This window comes from Acrocarpospora corrugata, from assembly GCF_009687845.1.
In the GTDB taxonomy this organism is placed as follows: Bacteria; Actinomycetota; Actinomycetes; order Streptosporangiales; family Streptosporangiaceae; genus Acrocarpospora; species Acrocarpospora corrugata.
In genome coordinates, this window is sequence record NZ_BLAD01000059.1 from 85,375 (window position 1) to 101,696 (window position 16,322).

Annotated in this window: 12 protein-coding genes; 4 read left to right on the forward strand and 8 right to left on the reverse strand. The window is 69.3% G+C overall.

The window, feature by feature from the left end:
* Positions 1-40 precede the first annotated feature (40 nt).
* Both Acor_RS22925 and Acor_RS22930 read left to right on the forward strand, forming a co-directional pair.
* Complete coding sequence (locus Acor_RS22925) at positions 41-526, forward strand: RNA polymerase sigma factor (protein WP_155338775.1); 486 nt, start codon at positions 41-43, stop codon at positions 524-526.
* A complete protein-coding gene (locus Acor_RS22930; protein WP_155338776.1) occupies positions 523-1,452 on the forward strand; it encodes a YbgA family protein in 930 nt (309 codons plus the stop codon). Before Acor_RS22925 ends, Acor_RS22930 begins: the two co-directional genes overlap by 4 nt.
* Here the strand turns inward: Acor_RS22930 and treZ are convergent.
* The 3 genes from treZ to glgX are packed head-to-tail and all read right to left on the reverse strand — an operon-like array spanning position 1,411 to position 7,461.
* Complete coding sequence (gene treZ / locus Acor_RS22935) at positions 1,411-3,108, reverse strand: malto-oligosyltrehalose trehalohydrolase (protein WP_155338777.1); 1,698 nt, start codon at positions 3,106-3,108, stop codon at positions 1,411-1,413. The two genes, Acor_RS22930 and treZ, sit on opposite strands and share 42 nt — an antisense overlap.
* A gap of 23 nt (positions 3,109-3,131) precedes the next feature.
* A complete protein-coding gene (gene treY / locus Acor_RS22940) occupies positions 3,132-5,327 on the reverse strand; it encodes a malto-oligosyltrehalose synthase (RefSeq protein WP_155338778.1) in 2,196 nt (731 codons plus the stop codon).
* Between the two features lie 31 nt (positions 5,328-5,358).
* Positions 5,359-7,461 carry a glycogen debranching protein GlgX gene (glgX, locus tag Acor_RS22945; protein WP_155338779.1) on the reverse strand — a complete coding sequence of 701 codons (2,103 nt, stop codon included), beginning with the start codon at positions 7,459-7,461 and terminating at the stop codon, positions 5,359-5,361.
* A gap of 587 nt (positions 7,462-8,048) precedes the next feature.
* Here glgX and Acor_RS22950 point away from each other — a divergent pair.
* Entirely contained in the window at positions 8,049-8,927 is an 879-nt protein-coding gene (locus Acor_RS22950) for a DUF3037 domain-containing protein (protein ID WP_155338780.1), read from the forward strand.
* Between the two features lie 60 nt (positions 8,928-8,987).
* Here the strand turns inward: Acor_RS22950 and Acor_RS22955 are convergent, their stop codons facing one another.
* The 4 genes from Acor_RS22955 to Acor_RS22970 all read right to left on the reverse strand — a co-directional run bounded on the left by Acor_RS22955 (position 8,988) and on the right by Acor_RS22970 (position 14,962).
* The gene (locus Acor_RS22955; RefSeq protein ID WP_155338781.1) at positions 8,988-9,686 is read right to left on the reverse strand and encodes an oxygen-binding di-iron domain-containing protein; all 699 of its coding nucleotides are present in this window, start codon (positions 9,684-9,686) and stop codon (positions 8,988-8,990) included.
* A gap of 126 nt (positions 9,687-9,812) precedes the next feature.
* Positions 9,813-12,941, reverse strand: coding sequence for an ATP-binding protein (locus Acor_RS22960; RefSeq protein WP_155338782.1), 3,129 nt, complete (start codon positions 12,939-12,941; stop codon positions 9,813-9,815).
* Between the two features lie 54 nt (positions 12,942-12,995).
* On the reverse strand, positions 12,996-14,291 hold the full coding sequence (locus Acor_RS22965; protein ID WP_218034429.1) for a HAMP domain-containing sensor histidine kinase: 1,296 nt from the start codon (positions 14,289-14,291) through the stop codon (positions 12,996-12,998).
* Entirely contained in the window at positions 14,288-14,962 is a 675-nt protein-coding gene (locus Acor_RS22970) for a response regulator transcription factor (protein ID WP_155338783.1), read from the reverse strand. The genes Acor_RS22965 and Acor_RS22970 overlap by 4 nt, the downstream gene beginning before the upstream one ends.
* A gap of 41 nt (positions 14,963-15,003) precedes the next feature.
* Between Acor_RS22970 and Acor_RS22975 the strand changes: the two genes are divergently transcribed.
* Positions 15,004-15,588, forward strand: coding sequence for a hypothetical protein (locus tag Acor_RS22975; protein WP_155338784.1), 585 nt, complete (start codon positions 15,004-15,006; stop codon positions 15,586-15,588).
* 4 nt (positions 15,589-15,592) lie between these two features.
* Here Acor_RS22975 and Acor_RS22980 read toward each other — a convergent pair whose 3' ends face one another.
* Complete coding sequence (locus Acor_RS22980) at positions 15,593-16,258, reverse strand: DUF305 domain-containing protein (protein ID WP_155338785.1); 666 nt, start codon at positions 16,256-16,258, stop codon at positions 15,593-15,595.
* Positions 16,259-16,322 lie beyond the last annotated feature (64 nt).

Consider the following 16,322-nt stretch of genomic DNA (forward strand, 5'->3'; position numbering starts at 1 on the left):
GAATAGGTTTTGAGTAAGTTTCCACGTCAGGAGGTCACCAATGTCGCTCATTGAGCAGGACGGGGTGACGGCGTGTTACCTGACCCACGCGCCGCTGGTCCGGAGTTACCTCCGGCGGTTCGTGCCGCCGCAGGACATCGAAGACGTGCTGCAGGTCGTGTTCGCCGAGGTGTGGCGCTGCCGCCACCGCTACGACCCGGGCCGCAGCCTGGAGGCCTGGCTGCAGGGCATCGCCAGGAACCGGGCCATCGACTATCTGCGGGCCCGCCCCCCGGCGACGGTTTCGCTGGACCTGGTGCCCGAGCCGCGCGACCACCACGACCCGGTCGGCCATCTGGGCGTGCGCGACCAGGTCAGGCGCGCGCTGGCCGTGCTGCCCGCGCCGCAGCGGGAGGCCATCGAGCTGGCCTACTACTACGAGCTGAGCCAGCGGGAGATCGCCGTCTGTCTGGACGTGCCGCTCGGCACGGTCAAGGCCAGGACGGCGCGGGCCCTGCACCGGCTGTCCGCCCTGGTGGCGGCATGATCCGGCCCAGGATCGCGGTGTCGGGCTGCCTGCTCGGCGACGAGGTCCGGTACAACGGCGGGCACAGCCGCAACCGGTTCCTGGCCGCTGAGCTGGACCCGTTCGTCGACTGGGTGCACGTCTGCCCGGAGATGGAAGCCGGGCTCGGCACGCCCAGGGAGACGCTCCGGCTGGAGCGCGGCTGCCGGCTGGTCCAGCGCGGCGGCGCCGACGTCACCGACGCCGTGTCGGCCGCCGCCGCGGAGCGGATCAGGACGCTGGACGTCGACGGTTACGTGTTCAAGGCCAAGAGCCCGTCCTGCGGCCTGCACGGCATCCCGGTCTACGCCGGGGACCAGGTGGTGGACCGGAAGAGCAGGGGGCTGTTCGCCGGGAAGATCATCGACGCGTTCCCCTCGCTGCCGGTCGAGGACGAGGGGCGGCTGAACGACGCCGTGCTCCGGGAGTCGTTCGTGGAGCGGATCTTCGCCTGTGCCCGGCTGCGTGCGCTGCTCGCGGCCGAGTGGCGGGCCAGGGACCTGGTCGAGTTCCACACCCGGCACAAGATGCAGCTGCTCGCGCACGACACGTCGGCCTACCGGGAGGCGGGGCGGATCGTGGGGGCGGCCGGGCTGGGGGACGCCCGGGCCGAGTACGCGGCGGTGTTCCTGCGCGCCTTGTGCCGCCGGGCCAGCATCGGCCGGCACGTCAACGTGCTTCAGCACTGCCTGGGCATGGTCGCGAACGCGCTGAACGCCGCCCGCAGGGCCGACCTGGCCGAAGTGATCGCCGACTACGCGACCAGGAAGGTGCCGCTGAGCGTGCCGACCACGCTGCTGCTGCACCACGCCAAGGGCGAGTCGGCCGGGTATGTGCGCGACCAGAGTTACTTCGCGCCGTACCCGTCAGAGCTTCGGCTGCGCAACTACGTGAACGACGGTCAGTGACAGCGGCGGCAGGTAGAGGTCGGGGCCGGTCAGGGTGACGCCCTCGTCCGAGGCCAGCAGGACCCGCCCGCGGGCCAGCCGGACCGGGACCGGGAAGTCGCCCAGGTTGGCCGCGATCCGCATCGAGCCACGGTGGATCACCAGCCAGTGGCGGTCGTCGTCGTAGCTGACCTTGACCCGGTCCAGGCGCGGGTCGGCCAGGTCTGGGTGGGATTTGCGGAGCGCGATCAGGTCGCGGTACCAGCCGAGCAGCGAGGCCGCGCCGTCCTCGGCGGGCTCGGTCCAGTCGAGTTTGGAGCGCAGGAAGGTCTGCTCGTCCTGCGGGTCGGGGGCCTTCCAGTCGTAGCCGAAGCTGTCGAACTCGCGGCGGCGTCGCTCACCCTCCCCCGCGGCCAGGGCGGGGTCGTGGTGGTCGGTGAAGAAGTAGAACGGGGTGCCGGCGCCCCACTCCTCGCCCATGAACAGCATCGGCGTGAACGGCGAGGTCAGCAGCAGCCCGGCGGCCAGCCAGAGCTGTTCTGGGCGCATCCGGTCGCCGAGCGGCCGGTTCCCGATCTGGTCGTGATTCTGGACGCAGCAGACGAAACGGTGGCCGGAGACCCCGGTGGCCGAGCGGCCGTGCGAGCGGCCCCGGAACGTGGAGAAGCCGCCGTCGTGGAAGTACGCCGAGGTCATCACCTTGGCGACCGCCGCGAGCGAGCCGAAGTCGCCGTAGTAGGCGTGGGTCTCGCCGGTGACGGCCGAGTGCAGGGCGTGGTGCACGTCGTCGTTCCAGGTGGCGTCCAGGCCGTAACGGGTGATCAGGCCGGGGTCGTTGAGGTCGGATTCGGCGATGAGGGTGAGCGGGCGGCCGAGCACGGTGGCCAGCGCCTCCACCTCGCCGGCGAGCTCCTCCAGGAAGTGCGTCGCGCGCTTGTCGTGCAGGGCGTGCACGGCGTCCAGGCGCAGGCCGTCGATGTGGAAGTCGCGGAGCCACTGCAACGCGTTCTCGATGAAGTAGCGGCGCACCTCGTCGGAGTGCGGGCCGTCCAGATTGACGGCGTCGCCCCAGTACGAGCCCTGGTATCCGTGCAGGTACGGCCCGAATTTCCCCAGGTAGTTCCCGGACGGGCCGAGGTGGTTGTAGACCACGTCCAGGATCACGCCCAGGCCCGCCTGGTGGCAGGCGTCGACGAGGATCTTGAGCCCGTCCGGGCCGCCGTAGTCCTCGCGGACCGCGTAGAGGTCGACGCCGTCGTAGCCCCAGTTGCGGTGGCCGGGCACAGGCGGGACCGGCATCAACTCAATGAAATCGACGCCCAGGTCGACCAGGTGCCGGAGCTTGCCGGCGACCGCCTCGAAGGTGCCCTCCGGCGTGTACGTCCCCACGTGCAGTTCGTAGATGACCGAACCGCGTAGATCGCGCCCCCGCCAGTCCTGGTCCCCCCAGGTGAACCTGGCGTGGTCGTAGACCCGGCTCGGGCCCTCCACCCCGGATGGCTGGCGCCGCGTCCGAGGATCGGGATAGGGCCCCTCGCCGTCCACGTAGAACGCGTAGTCGAAGCCGTGTTCATCCCCCGGAGCCCGCCACCAGCCCGCTTCCGGAGACATGTCCCGTCTGGTTCCCCCGGATACCACTTCGACGCGCGTTGCCAGGGGCGCCCAGACTTCGTACATGCCTCACCTATTCCCCATAGGACTCATCGGGTATTCCGTTCCAGGATTGCAACGGGGTAACGGCACAGCAGGTGAGCCATCGGGATCAGGCCGGTGTGCTCCGCGCCGGTCAGCAGGTCCAGCCAGCTGCCGGCCGGGAGGCGGAGGGTCTCGCTGTGCCAGCCGCCGCGCCGCTCCAGCCGGTACGGGAGCCGGGTGGCCACGGCGACCGCCTGGTCGCCGCGCGCGAAGGCGACCGCGTGCTCGCCGGCCTCGATCGGCAGGTACGGAAGGTCGGGCGCGAGTCGTTTGCGCAGGTTGAGCGCGGTTTTGGTGACGAGGAGCTTCCGGGCGTCCCAGGTGTCGCCGCCGTCGCGCAGGAGCTCACGCCGCCGGACGTAGTCGACAGGACGGCGGTTGTCGGGATCGACCAGCGAGAAGTCGGTGATCTCGTTGCCCTGGTAGACGTCGGGGACGCCGGGCATCATCAGCTGGACCGTCTTCTGGCCGAGCGAGTTCACCTGGGCGTAGCGGTCCACGACGGCGGTGAACGAGGCGACCGAGTAGCCGCACAGTTCGATGGCCTTCTCGGCGAACTCCCGCAGACCTCTTTCGTACCCTTGTTCCCGGTTCTGCCAGGAAATCGAGGTTTTAGCCTCGCGAGCCGCTTTAAGCAGATATTTCGTGAAACGCTCCGGGCTGATCGGCCAGGCGGCCATCAGGTTCTGCCAGCCCAGGTAGTCCAGCGTCGGATCGAACCGCACGGCTCCCGCCCACGACTCCACCGCCCCCGCCCACACATCCGGAATTTCCGACAAAACCGCCAATCGGGCTCGGACGTCCTCCGACCTTTTCGTGTCATGCGTCGACAATGTCGTCATCGTCGTCGGCCGCATTTCCATACAGAACGCATGAAACTCCTCAGGCGACACCCCGAACCGATCGGGCTCCCCGCCCACTTCGTTCAGGCACGCCAGCGGGAACCACCGGTACAGCGCGGTGTCCTCCACGCCCTTCGCCATCACCGGCCCGCAGGTCTGCTGGAACCGCGCCACCGCCTCCGCAGGACCCCGCAGCACCAGCTGCGCGACCGTGGCCACCGACGCGGGATCCGCGTGCGCCGCGGCCTCCCAGGCGGCCGACTGGATCACCCGGGTCGCCTCCTCGTCCGGCGGCTCCCCCGGACTCACGTACGCCCGGTAGACCGGCATCGCCGCCAGCAACTCCACCAGCGCGTCCCGAAGCCCCGGTTCGCCCAGGGACAGGGCCAGCCGATCCACCTCGCCCCGGAAGAACAGGTCGAGCACCAGCTTCTTGCCCTCGTACTTGACCCGCTCGTAGTCGTCAGGCACGCCGGTGTGCCGGGTGAAGGTGCGTACCAGTTTGTCCCGTGCGGCCGGATCCACGAACAGCCGGGTGACCATGTTCAGCGCGTCGTAGCCGGTGGTCCCGTCGCACTCCCAGTCCGGCGGCAGCCGCTCGCCGTCCATCAGGATCTTCTCCACCCAGAGCGGCCCCGGCGCCCGCTCCCGCAGCCGCCGCAGATACCCGCCCGGATCGGTCAGCCCATCCGGGTGGTCCACCCGCAGCCCGTCGATCACCCCTTCGGCCATCAGCGCCAGCGTGACCTCGTGCGTGGCGTCGAAGACCGCCGGACTCTCCACCCGCAGCGCGATCAGCGAGGACACGTCGAAGAACCGCCGATACCCGGGCGAATCCCGCCACGACACCAGCCGGTAGTGCTGCGCCGCCAGCAGCTCGGCCAGCGGCAGCTCCTCGGTGCCGGCCCTGATCGGGAACTCGTGATCGTGATACCGCAGCACGCTCCCGTCCACGACCAGCTCGGGATCGTCCCCCAGCACCGGCAACGCCACCGGCCAGCTCAGATCGAACCAGTCCGCGTACGGCGAGTCCGGCCCCTCCCGCAGCACCGACCAGAGCGGCGCGTTCTCCGACTCAGGCACCGGCACGGTCATGTGGTTGGGCACGATGTCGGCGATCAGCCCGAGCCCCTGCCCGGCCAGCGCGAGCAGCCCCTTCTTGCCGCCGAACTCGTCGCGGATCCGCGAATGGTCGGTGACGTCGTATCCGTGCTGGGAATCCCGTACCGACTGGAGGGTCGGCGACAGGTAAAGCGACCCGACCCCCAGTTCGCGCAGGTAGCCGACCAGATCGTTGAGCTCGCGGAACCCGAACTCCGGCGTGAGTTGCACCCGGTATGTGGACGTCACAGCACCCATAGTGTCCTTTCCGGACCGTCGAAAGCCAGGATCACCCCGGCTCGCGCCGCAGCACCCGGACCGACCTCCCGGTCACCGGGATGCCCTCGCCCGCCCGGCACAGCCGGCTGTCGGTGCTGATCGGCATGGCGGTGTCCAGCTCGGTCGTCCACATTTCGCCGTAGTCCTTGGGGATGGTGAACGTGATCACGTCGTAGTGGGCGTTGAACAGGAGCAGGAACGAGTCATCCCGGATGCGCCGCCCGCGGCGGTCCGGCTCGGTGATCGCGTCCCCGTTGAGGAAGACGGCGAGCGCGCGGGCGTAACCGTTGCTCCAGTCGCCGTCGGTCATCACCGTCCCTGACGGGGTGAACCACACGATGTCGCTCAGCTGGTCGTCGGATCCCCGTACCGGCCGGCCGTAGAAGAACCGGCGCCGCCGGAACACCGGGTGTTCCCGCCGCAGCTTCGACAGGCGCCGGGTGAAGTCCAGCAGTAACCAGTTCTCGTGCCAGTCCACCCAGCTGAGCTCGTTGTCCTGGCAGTAGGCGTTGTTGTTTCCCTGTTGCGTACGCCCGAGTTCGTCCCCATGCGACAGCATGGGCACCCCCTGCGACAGGAACAGCGTCGCCAGGAAGTTCCGCTTCTGCTGCTCCCGCAACTGCGCCACCGGCCCCGTCGCCGGCCCCTCCACCCCGCAGTTCCAGGACCGGTTGTCGTTCGCCCCGTCCCGGTTGTCCTCCCCGTTCGCATGGTTGTGCTTCTCGTTGTACGAAACGAGATCCTCAAGCGTGAACCCGTCATGACATGTCACGAAATTGATGGAAGCGGCTGGTCTGCGGCTGTCGTCCTGATACAGGTCGCTGGACCCCGTCAGCCGGGACGCGAACTCCGGCAGCCGCGCCGGCTCCCCCCGCCACAGGTCCCGGATCGTGTCCCGGTACTGCCCGTTCCACTCCGTCCACCGCGCAGGGAAATTCCCGACCTGGTAGCCCCCTGGCCCCACATCCCACGGCTCCGCGATCAGCTTGACCTGCGACAGCACCGGATCCTGCTGAACCAGGTCGAAGAACGCGCTCAACCGGTCCACCTCGTGCAACTCCCGCGCCAGCGACGACGCCAGATCGAAGCGGAACCCGTCCACGTGCATCTCCATGACCCAGTACCGCAACGAGTCCATGATCAGCTGCAACGCGTGCGGCGACCGCATGAGCAGGCTGTTCCCGGTCCCCGTGGTGTCCATGTAGTGCCGGCGATCGTCCTCCACCAGTCGGTAGTAGTTGGCGTTGTCGATCCCCCGCATGCTCAGCGTCGGCCCCAGATGGTTGCCCTCGGCCGTGTGGTTGTAGACCACATCGAGAATGACCTCGATATTGGCCTCATGCAGGGCCTTCACCATCGCCTTGAACTCAAGAACCTGCCCGCCCAACTCCCCCGAACTGGAGTAGGCGTGGTGCGGCGCGAAGAACCCGATCGTGTTGTAGCCCCAGTAGTTGGCCAGCCCCCGCTTCTCCAGCACGTCGTCACTGACGAACTGGTGAATCGGCATCAACTCGACCGCCGTCACCCCCAGGCTGGTCAGATGATCGATGATCTCCGGATGCCCGAGAGCCGCGTAGGTCCCCCGAATCCGCTCCGGCACCCGCGGATGATTGATCGTCAGCCCCTTCACATGGGCTTCGTAGATCACCGTGTCGTGGTACGGCGTCGCCGGCGGCCGATCATGCCCCCACCCGAAGAACGGATTGATCACCACCGACCGCGGCATGAACGGCGCAGAATCCTCATCATTCCGGCTCCCCGGCGCCCCGAAGTCGTACCCGTACACCGCCTGATCCCACTTGACGGCCCCCTCGATCGCCTTCGCGTACGGATCGAGCAGCAACTTCCGCGGATTACACCGCAACCCCTGCTCCGGCACGTACGGCCCATGCACCCGATACCCGTACCGCTGCCCCGGCTGCACCCCCGGCAGGTAGCAGTGCCACACGAACGCCTCAACCTCGCTCAGCGCAACACGCTCCTCCACCCCATCCTCATCGAACAGACAGAGCTCAACCCCATCCGCCACCTCACTGAACAAAGCGAAGTTCGTCCCCGCCCCGTCGTACGTCGCCCCCAGCGGATAGGGGTCCCCCGGCCAGATCTCTCGCATGCCACCCATGGTCCACGCCATCCTGGTTCTCTGCCCAGACATCGGGTGTTAAGCCCAGATGTCAGCAGAAGATCATCCGCAACCTTACCGAAAATTTCGGTCCACATATTTTACTCGATTCGGGCCAACCTAATCCAACTTACCCTATTTTGAATATTTATGGACCAAAAATGACTTACGACGCATTTTAGGAATTTCCATCAACACCGAGAAAGAGCGCCAGAAACTACTTTTGCACGTCCTCCGAAAGTCACAGCTTGCTATCCGCAACAGGCATCTAACGGTACGTGACCGCATATCTGCCAATGCTGCGGCAAGTAGACCGTGAGCGTTCGGGAGCGATCTTGGTTGACCTGACCGACTGGCGCGGTCTCGTTAGCGGACGTACCGACGACTTCGACGACCTCCGGGTCGCCGTCCCGACGCCTGTGATCTCGTCATCCTTCGCCAGTCCTCAAGGTGCTTCGCGGCGTGCCAGCATCGTGGCCAGCGACAGACGAGGACTTGGACGCACTCGGCTGGTTCCTTGAGCATCGGGCCCCGGCAGCGGCCAAGCGTGTCCGCGCTTTGATCTGAAGGAGGGTGGAATGAGCCGTTACATCTACTCGATCGTCCGCTGTCTCCCTGATCCGCGGACCGGCGAGTTCATGAACGTGGGTGCCGTGGTCGGCGACCCGGTAACGGGTGACTGGGCTATCCGTCAGCTAAGCAATACCGATCGAGTCCGGAAATTTGCGGGTTCGTCCGCCTTCGGGGCGGCCAGTGAGTTCATCTTCAATGTTGGTTCTCAGATCGATCTCAGTCGGCAGGCGTTGGAGGACGGGCGCGAGCCGCTGGGAGAGACCTGGTTGGCTCGGCTGCATCATGACCACCGCAATGTGGTGCAGCTCAGCCCTCCGACGCCGATGGTCGCGCAGAGCGCGATACAAGCACTCGATCTAATCTTCGATCAGATGATCATTGATCGGGCGTCCGAATCACGGCAACCGCAGGTGACCAAATATCATCTGGGGCGCGACCTTCGAGAGGCATACCGTCAGGCCAACATCGCCGATGAGCTGGTGCGAACCAGAGCGAAGATATACGTAGGCTCGCGCGTCCATTATGACCTCGACTTCGCCATCGCCAACGGGCACGCCGTACAGCTCACGCAGACCTGGTCGTTCCGGCGGAAGGACCTAGACGAGGTATCCCTTCAGGTCAAAGCATGGGGATATGCGATGGAGCGCCTCCGCGACGGCGACGGAGCCCGAGTGGAGGACTCCCAGGGGCATCGAAGCACCGTCGACCAGAGCGTGGATCTCCAGGTGGTCGTCGCGCCACCGGAGACGCCGGAACAACGCGAGGTCTACCAGGAGGCCGAGGAGGTCTTCGGCAACCTGCACGTCGGCGTTCATCCAGTCGAGGAAGTCAACGCCATCGGAGTACGTGCAGCCGAACTTCTCAGTCAGCGCTCCGGTCGGTAAGCGACTCCCCCGGCTGGAGTTGTTCGCGTAGTCGGTCCACGGCAGGGCGGTAATTCGGGCCTACGTCTCGCGGATGGTGTCGAAGACGCGGGGGATGCGGTGGCCGGTGATGGTGGGGCCGTGGGCTGTGGTGAGGGCGGTGATGTCCATGGCGGCGAGGTGGTCGAGGTAGTGCCCGTAGATGGTGGGGTCTAGCCAGGTGTGCCAGGGGCTGAGGGTGGCGGCGTGGCGGTGGATGGCGTCCAGGTAGTCGTCCAGGGGGAGGTTGTGGGCGTCTGAGGTGGGGTGGGGGGTGATGGCGCCGAAGCAGTCGGCGGCCCAGTAGACGCCGCTGCGGTCGTCGTACAGGCCGAGGGTGGTGGGGGCGTCGTAGCGCGGGGGGCGGATGGCGGTGAGGACGCGGTCGCCGGCGTGGAAGGACTCGTGGTCGGTGATCAGGTGGGTTTGGGGTGGGAATGTGGTGTGGCGGGGGGGGGGCGTGACGAGGGTGGCGTTGGGGCAGAGGTCCAGGGCGGTGGTGAGGTTGCCGATGTGGTCGGGGTCCTCGTGGCTGAGGAAGATCCAGCGGACGTCCTCCGGGGAGACGACCGAGAAGACGTCCTCGCGCCAGGCGTCGCGGTGGATCGCGGCGCCGGTGTCGACCAGCACCGGTTCCCGGCCCGTGATCACCATCGTGTTGATGGCGGCGTAGCCGTTCTCGACCGGGATGAGCCTCGGAATGAGCACGGTATCGGGGGCGATGCGATGAGGTCCGACCATGGGAGACAGGGTCGCGGAGGCGGCTTGGCTCCGTCTTGGCGGCTACTTGCCCGATCTGTCCATCCGAAGGCGGGCGGTCACTGCCCAGGTCGGGGAGCCCGGCGCAGGCGGTTGCTTGCCGGTCGGCTACTTGTCCGGGTTGGGGAGGCCGGAGGTGGTGAGGAAATGCCTTGCGTCGGCGCGGTGCTGGGCGGCTGTGGTGGGGCGGTTCAGGGTTTGGGCGAGGTGGGCGAGGCAGAGGTCGGCGCTGGACCAGCCGAGGAGGCGGCCTGCGCTGGGGGTGAAGCGGGTGTAGAGGGCTTCGGCGGCTTGGGTGGCGCCGAGGGTGGCGCAGATGCGGCTGAGTGAGTCGGGGACGAAGCGGTAGGTCAGGTCGTTGGCGATGGCGGCGAAGCCGTCTTCGGCGAGGGTGGCGAAGATGGTGGCGGCTTCGTCGTGGCGGTCGAGGTCGAGGAGGGCGTGGCAGCGGAGGACGGTCCAGACGGGCTGGCCGGGGCGGGTTTTCAGGACGTCGTCGGCGATGGCGAGGGCGGCTGAGGGGGTGCCGCGCAGGCGGGCCGCTTGGGCGCGCATGAGCAGGGCGCGGAGTTGGGCGCCGTCGCCGCCGAGGGCGCCTTCGGGGTGAGCTCTGGCGGCTTCTTCGGCTTCGGCGATGGCGGTGTCCAGGTCGCCTGCCAGGTATGCCCGGATCGCGGCCTGCCATCCGGCCAGTCCGATCAGCGCGGGCTGGCGTAGCCGCTGGGCGGTCTGCCGGAGCCAGTCGAGCAGCGGGCCGGCTTCCACGTACTGGCCGCCGGAGAACATCTCCACGTAGCGTGCTTCGCTGGCCAGCCACTCGTCCACCAGTTCGCCGGTGGCCGCCGCGGTCTCCGCCATCCGCGTCACGATCTCGTTCCGCTCGCCGCTGCCCGCCAGACCCCGCGAAAGGATCTCGGCCGCGCTCAGTGCCCGCAGCAGCGACCGGTCATCCTTCGCCTCCTGTACGGCTTGCGCCGCCAGCTCCCGGCTCTCCGCCTGCGGCCGGCTGAACGACCCCATGATCGCCGAAGCGGCCAGCAACGGGGAGCGCCACCGCTCGCCCGCCCCGGCCAGAGCGCGGTCGATCCGCCCGATCAGCGCCTCCGACGCCGCCCACTCCTCGTACATGGCCCAGCCCAGCGGATCCGAGAAGCCCAGCGCGGCCTGAGCCAGCCGCTCATCGTCGCCGAGCCGGTCGGCGAGGGCGGCGGCCTCGTCCAGGGTGGCGTGCACCCGCGAGTTCATCCCGGCCAGCGACTGCGCCTCCGCCAGCTCGATCAGCAGGTCGCATCTGAGCTCCAGATCGGTCACCGGCAACTGCCCGGTCAACGCCACGGCCTGCTCCATGTGGGCGGCCGAATCCTCATAGGCGAACTGCTCGGTCGCGTGCCGGGCCGCCTGGCGGGCGTACTCGATGGCCTTGGCCGCCATCCCCGCGATGACCAAACCCTCCCGATAGTGGTACGCGAGCTCCGCCAGATGCGTGCCACGCGCCTCCAGCACGGCCGCCACCCTGGCATGCAACCGGCGGCGTCGCAGCGGCGCGAGCCCGTCCCGCAGCACGTCCCTGACGATGTCGTGCGAAAACGCGTACACGAGCGCGCGTTCGGTGAGCAGCCGGGACTGCACAGCCGCGTCGAGAACATCGAGCACGTCGTCCTGCGGCAGGTCGAGCACATCGAGCAGCACGCCCAGCTCCGCCTCCCGGCCCAGCAGCGCCGCCGCGCTGAGCACGTCGTGCGCCCCCGGCGGCATCGCGGCCAGCCTCCCCCTGAGCACATCGGCCACCGCCCCCGGAGCCTCCTCGCCCAGACCGAGAAAGAACGGATTCCCCCCGGTCCTGCGCAACTCCTCACCGGCCCGCGCCGGATCCGCCCCGGAACGCTCCAGATATTCGGCGACCGCCTCCTCGGACAATCCCCCCAAGGTGATCCGCTCGACATGCGGCAACCGCGACAACGCGGCCAGCGTGCGCGCCAGCGGCTCACTCACCTCGGTATCCCGATAGGTGGCCAGCACCGTCAACTCCGGACACGACCGCGTGGTGGCCAGAAAGTCCAGCAGCCGCAGCGAAGACGCATCCGCCCACTGCAAGTCATCCAGGATGACCACAACAGGACCGACATTGAACAACCGCCCCACAGCTTCATAAAGCGGAAACTTTCCGGTCGCCCCCGTGATCTCCGCCAACTCCCCCGCCTGCCCGGTGAGCTCCCGAAACGCCTGCACCCACGGCCAGAACGGAGGCGCCCCACCCCCATCCCAGCACCGCCCGACCACAACCCGGCCGGCCGAATGGGCTGCCGCGTGTTCGGCGAGGCTGGTTTTGCCGATGCCTGGTTCGCCGGCGACCAGGACTACGCGGGGGCCTGGGGTGGTGATGGCGCGGTGGAGGATGGCTGACTCGGTGGTGCGGCCGAGGACAAGGCTGGTGGTGACCGAGGTGGCGGGTGAAGTGGTGGGTGGGGTTGGGGTGAGGGTGGGGTCCTGGGTGAGGATGCGGGATTCGAGGTCGCGGGAGCGGGGGTCGGGGTCCAGGCCGAGCTCGGCTACCAGGAGGCGGCGGCCTTCGGCGAGGGCGGCGAGGGCGTCGGCCTGGCGGCCTGCCTGGTAGAGGGCCTGGGCGGCGAGGCGTCTGATGCGTTCCCTGAGGGGGTAGGCGGCGACGAGGCGGGTGAGTTCGGGGATGAGTTCGGAGCCTCGGGCGAGGGCCAGGTCGGCTTCCGCGGCGTCTTCGGTGAGGGAGAGGCGTAGTTCGGCGAGGGCGTCTCGCTCGGTCTCGGCCCAGGTCTGGCCTTCGAAGCCGGCGAGTGGTTCGCCGCGCCATTCGCTCAGCGCCAGGCGTAGTTCGCGGGCCGCTTTGGCGGGGTCGCCGGCGGCGAGGAGTCGCCGTCCTTCGGCCGCGCGGACGGCTACCCTGCGGCGGTCGACGGCCTCGTCGGGGATGTCCAGCGCGTACCCGCCTGGCCTGCTCACCAGGATCGAGGCCGCGCCTCTGCGGACGCGGCCGGGTTCCAGCACCCGCCGGAGCTTGGAGATGTACGCCTGGACGGTGTTGAGCGCGCCGCCGGGCGCGTCGTCCTCCCAGAGCGCGTCGATGAGGCGGGACGCGCTGACCGGGCGGGGCGCGGCGAGCAGGCAGAGCGCGAGCACGGCGCGCTGCTGAGCGGGGCCGATGTCCAGCGGGACACCGTCCGCGCCGACTACCGAGATCGGCCCAAGAACCCGGAATTCCACATTGCCGACCTTATCGGCATCTTTCCTGCCGATAAGGGACGCGCCACCCGCGGTTCAGCTCAAGGCGCGGCCCAGCAGGCGGCGGGTGCGGGGCTTCGGGGTCTGGGGGGCCGTGCGGAGCCAGAGTTGGACGCCCGCGCCGCCCAGCGCCGACCGTTCGACCCGGACCGAGCCGCCGGTGGACTCGGCCAGGCGGCGGGCGATGTCCAGGCCGAGGCCGGTCGAGCCGGCTCCACTGTGGCCGCGTTTCAGTGCGCCCTCCGGATCGGCGATGCCGGGGCCCGCGTCGGCGACGAGGATGCCGACCATGCCGCTGCCCTGGTGCAGCGTGACCGCGAACGGGGTGCGCTGCGGAGTGTGCCGGAAGACGTTGCCGAGGGTGGCGTCGATGACCGCGCTCAGTTCGGCGGCGGCCACCGGCACCTGGGCGGGAACGTCGGCGCCGATCAGTTCCCAGGGCCGGCCCTGGTCCTCGGCCAGCGCGGACCAGAAGACCAGCCGCTCGCGCAGCACCTCGGCGGCGTCGCAGCGGCCGGGGAGCGGGCGGGCCGGGCGGCGGGCCGCTTCGATGATCGCGTCCACCTCGCGTTCCAGCCGGTCGACCTGCTCGGCGGCCGGGCCGTGGTCGCCCAGCTGGAGGCGGAGCGCGGTCAGCGGGGTGCGGAGGCGGTGGGACAGGTCGGCGGCCAGCTCCCGCTCGGCCGCGAGCAGCCCGGCCACCTGGTCGGCCATCGTGTTGAACGCCTGCCCGGCGGCCACCAGCTCCGGCGGTCCGGCCGGCTCGATCCGTACGGACAGGTCGCCGGAGCCGAGCGCGGTGGCCGCGTAGCCGAGCCGCCGGGTGGCCCGCACCACCCGCGCGCCGAGCCGGTCGGCGACCACCACGGAACCGGCCACCAGCGCCACCGCGACCCCGGTCAGGACGGCCCAGGACGTGGCGACGCCCCTGGTCAGATCCGACTCAGGGGCGTACACCTCGATCACCACGCTCCGGCCGCGATCCAGCGCGACCGGCCGCAGCAGCACATATCCCCCGGTCACCCGTAACGTCATGGCCCGAGCCGAAGCCACCGCCGAAGCGGGGGCACGGGTCCGCCCGACCGTCCCGGCCGGCAGGTGCACGGCCAACCGTCCTTCGCCGCCGGCCGCCGTGCTGGCCAGCGCGCGTTCCAGGCGTTTCGCGTCCACTGTCAGCACCAGGGCGGGCACGATCGCGGTCGCCTGCCGCTCCGCCTCGGCCAGTGCCTTGGTCTCGGCGACCTCCTTGACCACGGCGGCCAGCGGGATCAGGAACGCCAGCGCCACCATCGCGGTGACGGCCACCGCGACCAGCGCCAGGCCGCGCCTCACGGCGCGCTGATGCGCACGCCGACTCCCCGAACCGTGTGCAGGTAGCGCGGCTGCGAAGCGCTCTCACCGAGTTTGCGCCGCAGCCAGGACAGGTGCACGTCGATGGTCTGGTCGTCGCCGTAGGACTGCTGCCACACCTCGGCCAGCAGCTCCTTGCGCGAGACCACCAGGCCGGGCCGGGCGCACAGATAGGCGAGCAGGTCGAACTCGCGCCGGGTCAGCTCCAGCTGGGTCCCATCCAGGTACGCCTCCCGCCGGTCCGGATCGATGCTCAGCCCGCCCACCCTGATCGTCTTGGCGGCCGGCGCCGACCTGGCCCGCCGCAACAGCGCCTCCAGCCGGGCGTTCAGATGGTCGCCGGAGAACGGCTTGATCAGGTAGTCGTCGGCGCCCGCCCGGAGCAGCCGGACGACCTCGCGCTCGTCGTCCCGCGCGGTGGCCACGATGACCGGCACGTCGGAGATGGCGCGGAGCATCTTCAGCGCCTCCGCGCCGTCCAGATCGGGCAGCCCGAGGTCGAGAATGACCACGTCGGGCGGGTAGTGCGCGATGTCGCGGAGCGCGTCCAGCGCGCGTCCCGCGCTGCGCACCGCGTGGCTGCGCCCGACCAGGTCCCGGATGATCGCCGAACGGACGAACTCGTCGTCCTCCACCACCAGCACGGTCGCCATGGCCCGATACGCTACGGCACATCTAGGTCATAATCCGTCTTATGCACCTGCCAAGGGCAATTGGGTACACCCTCGCCTGGTGCGGCGCGACGGCGCTCGCGGTCACGGTGGCCTGGCTGGGCGTCGGCCAGGTCCTGCACAACACCGTACTCGGCGACGAGCCGCTCGCCCCCGTCCTGCTGGCCGCCCCGCCCACCGGCGTCTCCGGCGTGTCCCGGGCCCTGTCGCCGCCGCCTTCCATCCCGGCCTCCCCCAAACCGAAGCCGACGAAGGCTCCCCGCCCTTCCAAGCAGGTACGGCCCACAGAACCGGCCCCGGAAACCACCGCCCCCCGCCCGCAGACACCCCGCGAATCGCCTGCCCCCAGCCGAGCGGCCACCCCCAGCTCGCAGGCCACCCCCGGCGAGGTCCTGCACACCTTCACCCTCAGGGGCGGCCGCGCCACGATCGCCGTACGCGAGAAGGACTGCCGGATGGTCTCCGCCACCCCCGCCGACGGCTACGAACTGAAGGTGTGGGACGAGTCCCACTGGCTCCGCATCACGTTCCTGCAAGGCACCAAGGAATCCTCCGCCTTCTGCGTCTGGAACGCCCTGCCCCCGCGCCTGGACACCTACGAGAACTGAAGGGTCACTTCTTCAGGCGGGTCAGGTACTTCTTCATCTCCTTGAGTTCGGCCTCGTGGGTGACGACGACCCCGCCGGCCAGGGCCTTGGCGTCGGCCTGGACACCCTTGGCCTCTTCGGCCTGGGCGAGCGCGAGAGCTCCCTCGTGGTGGTCGATCAGCAGGGTGATGAAGAGGCGGTCGAACGTGGCGCCGGAGGCGGCGGCCAGGTCGGTGAGGTCGGCCTGGGTGACGCCGCCGGGGAGCTTCTGGTCGCGGGGCAGCGGGGTCTCGCCCCAGGTGTCCAGCAAGCCCTTGAGCACGCGGATCTCGGGTTCGCGCTGGCTGCGGACGCGGGCGGCCAGGTCGCGCACCCACAGGTCGTGGGCGCGGGTGGCGGCGAGCTGGGTCAGGTCGAGGGTCTGCAGGTGGTGCGGGATCAGCGACGCGGCGAAGGTGACGTCGGCTTCGTTGTGCCCGGCGGCGGGAGTGGTCACCGGCGTGGAGCTGGCCTCCGGCGTGGAGCTGGGGACCTGCGCGGAAGGGCTCGACGCGGACGGGCTCGCCGCCGCCGAGCTCTCGATCGAAGCCGACGGGGTGGCGGGGGCCGCCTCGGGGGTCTCCTGGCTGCACGCGGTCAGCAGGGCCATCGTCGCCAGGATGGGCACGGCGATCCGCCTGTAGGTGGTCATGAGGCTGGACCTTACCGAAAGCCGGATAAGCCGGAGCTCAGACCGATAAGGCGGGCGATGAAAT

Bases quoted from the DNA above. Each gene is read 5' to 3' on its own strand.
- Acor_RS22925 (WP_155338775.1), top strand. From the start codon at position 41: ATGTCGCTCATTGAGCAGGACGGGGTGACGGCGTGTTACCTGACCCAC.
- Acor_RS22930 (WP_155338776.1), top strand. From the start codon at position 523: ATGATCCGGCCCAGGATCGCGGTGTCGGGCTGCCTGCTCGGCGACGAG.
- treZ (WP_155338777.1), bottom strand. From the start codon at position 3,108: ATGTACGAAGTCTGGGCGCCCCTGGCAACGCGCGTCGAAGTGGTATCC.
- treY (WP_155338778.1), bottom strand. From the start codon at position 5,327: ATGGGTGCTGTGACGTCCACATACCGGGTGCAACTCACGCCGGAGTTC.
- glgX (WP_155338779.1), bottom strand. From the start codon at position 7,461: ATGCGAGAGATCTGGCCGGGGGACCCCTATCCGCTGGGGGCGACGTAC.
- Acor_RS22950 (WP_155338780.1), top strand. From the start codon at position 8,049: ATGAGCCGTTACATCTACTCGATCGTCCGCTGTCTCCCTGATCCGCGG.
- Acor_RS22955 (WP_155338781.1), bottom strand. From the start codon at position 9,686: ATGGTCGGACCTCATCGCATCGCCCCCGATACCGTGCTCATTCCGAGG.
- Acor_RS22970 (WP_155338783.1), bottom strand. From the start codon at position 14,962: ATGGCGACCGTGCTGGTGGTGGAGGACGACGAGTTCGTCCGTTCGGCG.
- Acor_RS22975 (WP_155338784.1), top strand. From the start codon at position 15,004: ATGCACCTGCCAAGGGCAATTGGGTACACCCTCGCCTGGTGCGGCGCG.
- Acor_RS22980 (WP_155338785.1), bottom strand. From the start codon at position 16,258: ATGACCACCTACAGGCGGATCGCCGTGCCCATCCTGGCGACGATGGCC.